Annotated in this window: 2 protein-coding genes and 1 pseudogene; 2 read left to right on the top strand and 1 reads right to left on the bottom strand. The window is 64.7% G+C overall.

All coding sequences use genetic code 11. From position 1 onward, the window contains the following. Positions 1–5 precede the first annotated feature (5 nt). A pseudogene (locus tag AC1D0Z_RS13580) lies at positions 6–128 on the top strand (ESPR domain-containing protein); the annotation flags it as partial. Positions 129–188: 60 nt separating this feature from the next. After that, positions 189–7,130: a two-partner secretion domain-containing protein gene (locus AC1D0Z_RS13575; RefSeq protein WP_477658756.1), complete on the top strand. Its 6,942-nt coding sequence runs from the start codon at positions 189–191 to the stop codon at positions 7,128–7,130. A gap of 178 nt (positions 7,131–7,308) precedes the next feature. Here AC1D0Z_RS13575 and AC1D0Z_RS13570 read toward each other — a convergent pair. Next, positions 7,309–7,603: sensor histidine kinase (locus tag AC1D0Z_RS13570; protein WP_477658755.1), on the bottom strand; the 295-nt coding region annotated here is incomplete at its 5' end.

Genomic DNA, 7,603 nt, shown 5'->3' with positions numbered 1-7,603 from the left:
ATCGCATCTATCGCCTGGTCTGGAACGCCGCGCTTGGCCTGTGGGTGGCTGTGGCTGAAACCGCCAGAGGCCGAAGCAGGGGCGGCTCCGCACGCAGCGGTGTTGAAGTTGCTTCCGCCGGTCCGCGTGTAGGCCTCGTTTTTGTCCTGCATGCACGGTGCCGTGCCGCCTTGGTGATGCTGCTCGCGATGTCCGTCTTTAACTTGCAGGTGCATGCTGCCGATGCGCTGAATTCCACCGTAGTGGCGGGCAGCGGCAGCGTGACTACCAGCGGCGCCACCACCACGATCAACCAGACCAGCCAGCGCCTGGCGATTGACTGGACATCGCTTTCAACGGCAGCCAACGAGGCGCTGCGATTCAACCAGCCCAACGCCCAGGCCATCGCGCTGAACCGAATCACGGGCAGCAGCCCGAGCGAGTTCCTGGGCAGCCTGACGGCCAATGGCCAAGTGTTTATCCTCAACCCGAACGGTGTGTTGTTTGGCGCCGGCAGTCAGGTGAACGTAGGCGGCCTGGTCGCCTCCACCTTGAGCATGAGCAATGCCGACTTCATGGCCGGCAGCACCACATTTGGCATTGACCCCGGTCATGCCGGCACCGGCAGCAGTGCCGGCAAGGTGGTCAACAAAGGCACGCTGACAGCTGCCCCGGGCGGCTACGTGGCCTTGCTGGCGCCCGAAGTGCGCAATGAAGGCGTCATCACCGCCAGCCTGGGAACCGCTTTGCTGGCTGCCGGCAACAAGATCACCCTGAACCTGGACAACGGCAACTTGCTGGGCTACAGCATTGACCAGGGCGCKMTCAATGCCTTGGCTGAAAACAAGCTGCTGATCCAGGCGAATGGCGGCCAGGTGSTGCTGTCCGCCAAAGCCATGGACCAGCTGACCACGGCGACGGTGAACAACACYGGTGTCATTGAAGCGAAGACGATTGCCAACAAGGCCGGGCGCATCCTGTTGATGGGTGACATGGAGACGGGTACGGTCAATGTCGGCGGCACGCTCGATGCCTCTGCCCCTGACGGCGGCAATGGCGGGTTCATCGAAACCAGTGCCGCCAATGTGAACGTTGCAGCCGGCACGCGGGTCACGACCAAGGCAACAGATGGCCAAAGCGGCACCTGGTTGATCGACCCGGTGGACTTCACCATTGCCGCCGGCAGCGCGGCGCAGACCCTCTCTGGCATGGGTGCGGTCACCTTGTCCGCCGCATTGAATGCCGGCAATGTGAGCATTGCGACGGACGGATCAACGGCAGGCAATGGCGATATCAACGTCAACAGCGCAGTCAGTTGGGCGAACCCCAACACCTTGACCTTGACGGCGCACCGCGACATCAACTTCAACGCCAACGTGGCATATTCCGGCGGCGCGGCGGGGGGGTTGACCGCACAAGCCACCCGCAACATTACCGGCACGGGAACCCTTAACCTCGGCATAGGCGGCGGAACGTTGGACATGACGGCCGGCGGCGGCATCGGCGGCACCGACGGCCTGGGGCAAATCTTTGCCGGCAGTTTGAAGCTGAAAGCTACCACGGGTGAAGTGGTCATGAATAGCGGCGTGGACTGGCAGGCCAGCTCCTTCGACCTGTACGCGGGCACCAACATTCGGGGAAATGCCGGYGCCGTCAATACCACCATGAGTGCTCCCGGCGGCAGCTTCACCGCTTCCGCGGGCAATACGGGCAATGGCCGGATACGCATCAACAGCTTCTCCAATGCCATAGGCACGCTCAACCTGACCACACAGGGCACGGGCGGCGGTGGGCAGATCGACTTTCTGAGCGCCTCCGCAGTTGCCAACGCTTCCATCACGGCCGCGCATGACGTGAACGTCAGCGCGACCGGCAACCTCAACCTCAATGCCCTGAACCTGACGGGTTTTAACCAGAACGTCAGCCTGGCGGCCAGCGGCGGCACGCTGACGACGCCGGCCGCCCTGAATACTGGCGGCGGCAACCTGAGCTTGTCGGGCGGCTTTTTGTCCCTTGGCGGCGCCTTGGACGCCAAAGATCTCAGCCTGACCGCAACAAACGGCTTGAACATCAACCGGGACCTCACCGCGACGGGCAACCTGACACTCACAGGAGGCAGTACAGGCGTTCAGCAGACCGCCGGCGCCCTGATGGTGAGCGGTACGACCAGCGTGAGCGCCGGCCCGGGGCAGGTGAGCCTGAGCGGCCTCAACAATTTCAACGGCGCAGTCAGCGTGACCACGCTCGGCGCAAATGGCGTCATCATCAATTCCGTGGGCAGTCCGTTGACGCTGGGCACCTTTTCGTTAGGCAGCGGCGCTCTGACCCTGCTCGGCAACAACATCACGCAGACGGGCGCGATCACGCAGGCCGCCGGTGCGGGTGCGGTGACCATCAGCGGCGGCGCCAGCGCGATAGACCTGAGCAACGCAGGCAACAATTTCACCGGTGCGGTCAGGCTCAGTAATTCCGGCAACAACGCCGTGACCGTCCGGGATGTGAACGACCTGGTGCTGGGCTCATCCACTGTGGGCGGCAGCCTGACGGCGACTTCCAGCACCGGTTCCATTTCGCAAGCCGGCGCATTGAATGTGACGGGTGCCTCCACGTTCACGCTGAACGGCAGCAGCAAGGACGTGTTGCTGGGCACTTCGGCCAATAACTTCGGCGGCGGCGTGACGGTGAACGGCAGCGGCAGCGTGAAAGACATGGCCTTCCGTTATGGCAGCGGCTTTGCTTTTCCCACCACGCCCAGCTACTCCGGCACCCTGACGCTGATCAGGGACAGCGGGATCATCAACCTGGGTACACAAACCTTCAGCGGTGGCCTCGCGTTGACGGCGGCCGATGGCATTAACCTGTTTGGCGGCACGCTGCAGACGGGCGGCGCGCAGACCTTCAACAGCGCGGTGACGGTTGGCGGCACCGTCAACCTGGTCAGCACCGGCGGCGGCATCACATTTGCCAACACGGTCAATGGCGCGAATGCGCTGAGCACCACGAGCGCAGGGCCCACCAATTTCAATGCGTCGGTAGGCGCCACCACGGCACTGACCAGCTTGAACGTCACGTCGGGCGGCGCCATCAACGTGCAGACCGGCGCCACGCTGCGCACGGGCGACTTGAAGCTGACGGCGGCAGGCGGCATAGGCAATGGCATCGGCGGTGCAGCGGCTATTGATGCGGCGCGCCTGAGCGCCATCAATTCAGTCGGCGGCCATATTGCACTGTCGCACACCGGCACGGGCACGCTGGTGGTAACAGACCTGGGGCAGGGCGATGGCATACAGAACAGCGCCTTTGGCGGCAACGTCAGCCTGGCAGCGGCCAACGGCAGCATCCAGGTGCTGGGCAGCAAGGTCAGTGCGGTCGGCGGCAACGTTGTGCTCAGCGCGGCAGGCGTCAGCGCGACGCATTCGGTGGAAATTGTCAATAACGGCGCCACGCAATCCAACGTCACCACCACCGGCGCGGGCAACATCACCATCAACGGCGACTTGGCGAGCGGCGGCGCCAGCGCCACCGGCGGCTCGGCGGGTGGCGTGGTCGTCACCAATTCCAATATCACAGCAGGCAACGGAACGATCGCCATTTCGGGCGACGCGGGCTGGCTGTCCGGTTTGGCGCAGGTTTCACGCGGCGTGCGCCTGGATTCAGGCACGAAAGTCACCGGCGCCGGTAACATCAACATCACGGGCCGGGCCGGCAGCAGCTCGTCGGCCACCAGCGAGGGTTTGCAGTTGGCCGGCGGAGCAGAAGTTTCCAGCACGGCGGGAGACGTTGCGCTTACCGGCATCCTGAGCAACCCATCCATCCTTGCCGGCACGGGCCTGCATGTCAGCGGCAAGGTGCAGTCCGGCGCCAGCAAGAAAATCACACTGACCGGTACGGCCACTGTGGGCGGCGGCTCCGGCACCGGTGTTGTGATCGATGGGGCAGCGGAGCTGCTCGCCGGCACGGGTGGTTTGACCATTGTGGGCACCGTCAACTCTTCGACGACTGCCACCAACGTCATCGGTACGTCTATCGGCGGCGGGGCTATCAGTTCCACAGGTGCAATGGATATTACCGGCACCATCAGCGCCAACTCAGCCTCGGGCAACGGCGCTTTGCGCATGGATTTCGGCACCGTCAACTCCAATGGCGCGAACATCGTTTTGCGTGGCTCGGGCGTGCCAGCGCCTGCGCCTGCGAGTGCCTACGATTTCAACCTTCAGGGTGCGACGGTCACCAGCGGTGGCGGCGATATCCAGATTCTTGCCGACCGCGTCAACATTGTCAGTGCGGTCAACGCCGGCGCCGGCCGGGTGGTGATTGCACCCGTTAACGCCAACCGGGCGATCACGCTTGGGGGATCTTCTGAGCCCAGTGCGCTGAATTTGAGCGCTTCGGAAATCAACCAGATCACGGCGGGCACGCTGCAGATTGGCTCTCTCACGAGTTCGGGCGGGATTGATATCGGTAATATCGGTGGCGTCATCACGGCCGCACCGGGGCCTTTGCCAGTCATGAGCCTGCTCACCAGCGGCAACATCAACCAGACGGGGGCGATCAGGGTGGGCAAGCTCAACGCGGTGGGGTCTTCCGTGACCCTGACCAATGCCGGCAACCAGATTGACGAAATCAGCGGACGCTCTACCACCGGCGCATTCGCCGTGACCAGCAGCAAGTCTGCGCCGCTCACGGTTGGCTCGGTCGATGGGTACGCAGGCATCAACTCGGGCAGCAATGCCACCACACTCAACAATCTGAACGGCGCCATCGCGCAGACCCAGGCCATTGTGGCCAGCAGCTTCACCGGCAGCAGCAATAGCGGCACCACGCTAGGGCTGGCGGGTAACCAGATCGGCGCCTTTAACCTGACTAACAGCGGCTCAGGCAATATCGTTCTGGCCAACGGCATCGCCACAACGCTCACGTCGGTCGCCAATACGGGCGGCGGGCGCATTGATGTCGACAACACGGGCGGTGTCACCGTGGCATCCATCACCAGCGATGGCACGGCCACCGGTACAACGGCCGGTACGGCGGCCGTCAGCGTCAAATCGAGCCAGGGCATTTCAGCGAGCGGCGGCGGCACACACATCGCCAACACGGGCGCTGGCTCGCTCTACCTTGAAGGCGCGGGCAGTGTGGGCGCCAGTTCAGGTGCGCCGCTGCGCACATCGGCGACGAAGGTGAGTGCCCAGGCTACAGGCGCCGGCGCGCAGGTCAACCTGGTGCTGACCAATGGCGGCACGCTGGAAAATATTGCGGCCAACGGCGCTGCCAATGTGGCCGCTACCGCGGGCAGCCTCGCCGTGAAAACCGTCTCGGGCAGTGCTGTGACGCTGGCGGCCAATGTCGGCGCCATCACCGACGCCAACGGCGCGGCGAACAACATCACCGCGGCCACGCTCAACGCGTCCGCATTGAACGCCATCACGCTGGGCACCAATGTGAGCGGTGCACAGGTGCTGGGCACCACGGGCGCAGCCGGTGACATCACCATCACCGCCGCCAATGCCATCAACACCAGCAACTTCAGCGTGAGCACCAACGCCGGTTCCGCCCAGACCGTCAGCCTGGCTTCGAATACGGGCATCACAGTGGGCAGCGCCTTCGGCAACAGCCAGGACAAGCTCAAGCTGATAGCAACCGGCGGCAACATTGCCGTCAACGGCGCGCTGACAGCCAGCGAACTCACGCTGAGCACCGCGGGCACGAGCACGCAAAGCGCGGCCATCACTGCCACAGGCCTGGAACTGCTGGGCACCGGCAGCCATACGCTGAACAATGCCGGCAACGCGGTGACGACGCTGGCCGGCAATACCGGCAACGTCGACTATTCGCAGGCCGGCGCGCTGGCCATTGGCACCGTCAACACGGCAGGGCTGACGGCCAGCGGCAAGGTGTTGGTGCGCGCGACCGGTGCGGCGGGTGACATCACGCTGAACAATGCGGTCACCTCGGGTAGCGCGGCGAATGATTCGCTGGTGCTGGCTGCCGGGCGCAACTTCATCAACAACGCCGGCGCCACACCGCTGAACCCGGGCGCGGGCCGCTTCCTGGTGTATTCGACCGATCCGACGGCCAACACCATGGGCGGTTTTGCCTCGACCGGCAACGCCTTCAGCCGTACCTATGCCGCGAATGCGCCCACCGATGTGTCCATGACGTCGCTCAGCGGCAACCGCATGGTGTACAGCGTGACACCGATGCTTACCATTACGGGGGACAACCAGGCCAAGGTCTATGGCGCGGCCGACCCGGGCCTGACTTACACGCTGAACTCCGGGCTGGTGGCCGGTGACACGGCCGCAACCGCGCTGGCCGGCGTGCTGGCAGCACCGACGGGCTCCGCGGCTTCCGCGGGCACGCACGCCATCACCCAGGGCACGCTGGCTTCAGCCCTGGGCTACGGCATCGCATACACCAACGGCACCCTGACCGTGGACAAAGCCACGCTGACCGTGACGGGCATGGCGGCCAACAACAAAACCTACGATGGCACCGCGACAGCGACATTGGGGAATATCGGCACCCTTGCGGGGCTGGCCTACAGCGAGGCACTGACCCTGAGCGCCACAGGCGCCAGCTTCAGCGATGCCAACGCCGCCGCTGGCAAAACCGTCACGGCCACCTACAACCTGGCCGACGGGGCAGGGGGGCTGGCCAGCAACTACCAGCTGGCGGCAGCTCCCGTCACGGCGGCGGCCGACATCAACAAGGCCAACCTGACCGTCACGGCCAACAATGACAGCCGGACTGTGGGCGCCGCAGCCTATGCCGGCGGCAACGGTGTGACCTATAGCGGTTTTGTGGCCGGCGAAACGGCCGCCGTGCTGGGCGGCGCGCTGACCTACGGCGGCAGTTCGCAAGGTGCGAGCGCCGCGGGCAGCTACGCCATTACGCCCGGCGGTTACAGTGCCGGCAATTACGCTCTGGCGTACGTGGACGGCGTGCTGACCATCAACCCTGTGGCAGCGCCTGTGCCGGGGCCGGTAGGGCCAGGCGGTAGCCCGGCAAGCGACGCTTACCTGAGTGCGCTGCGCAACATCGCAAGCCTTGGCGCTTCAGGTGGCGGTGGCGGCGCGCAGGGTGGTGGTCCGGATCCCAGTGACGCCCTGAAAGCCGCCGCTGCCGAAGCCGGAAATACGAACGAGGAATAAGCCCACCCCCGTCCAGCCTCACTTCGTGTAGCCTGTTCTCAGGGGGCGGCGCCTTCGGTTTGGCAAAGCCAGTCCCGCGGCCCCCGTTTATGCGCCCAGAACTCTTCAACCAGCATGAGCCGCAGAACCGGCTTTGCCGGGCCACAGGCGGGCGGCTCCCTCGGGGGGGAGCAAGGAACTACACGGAGTGAGTGACTGTGGGGGCCAATGGAAGCCACAACGTAAAGCGCGTGCCCGCCGGTCCCGATTGCCAGTTGACCGTGCCGTGAATGGTTTGCGCGCGGCGCCGCTGGTTGTACAGACCTTTCCCCGCCGCGTCGCCAAAGGCTTTGTCGACATCAAAACCCTGGCCGTTGTCTTCAATGGTGACCTGCACACCCGCGCCTTCGGTTGCGGTGCTCACCCGGATTTCGGTGGCGCGCGTGTGGCGCAGGATGTTGGCCACGCTTTCCTGCACGATGCGCAGGATGTGC

Source organism: Polaromonas sp. P1_E3 (genome assembly GCF_056405935.1).
This window is presented reverse-complemented; position numbering and strand designations above follow the sequence as displayed.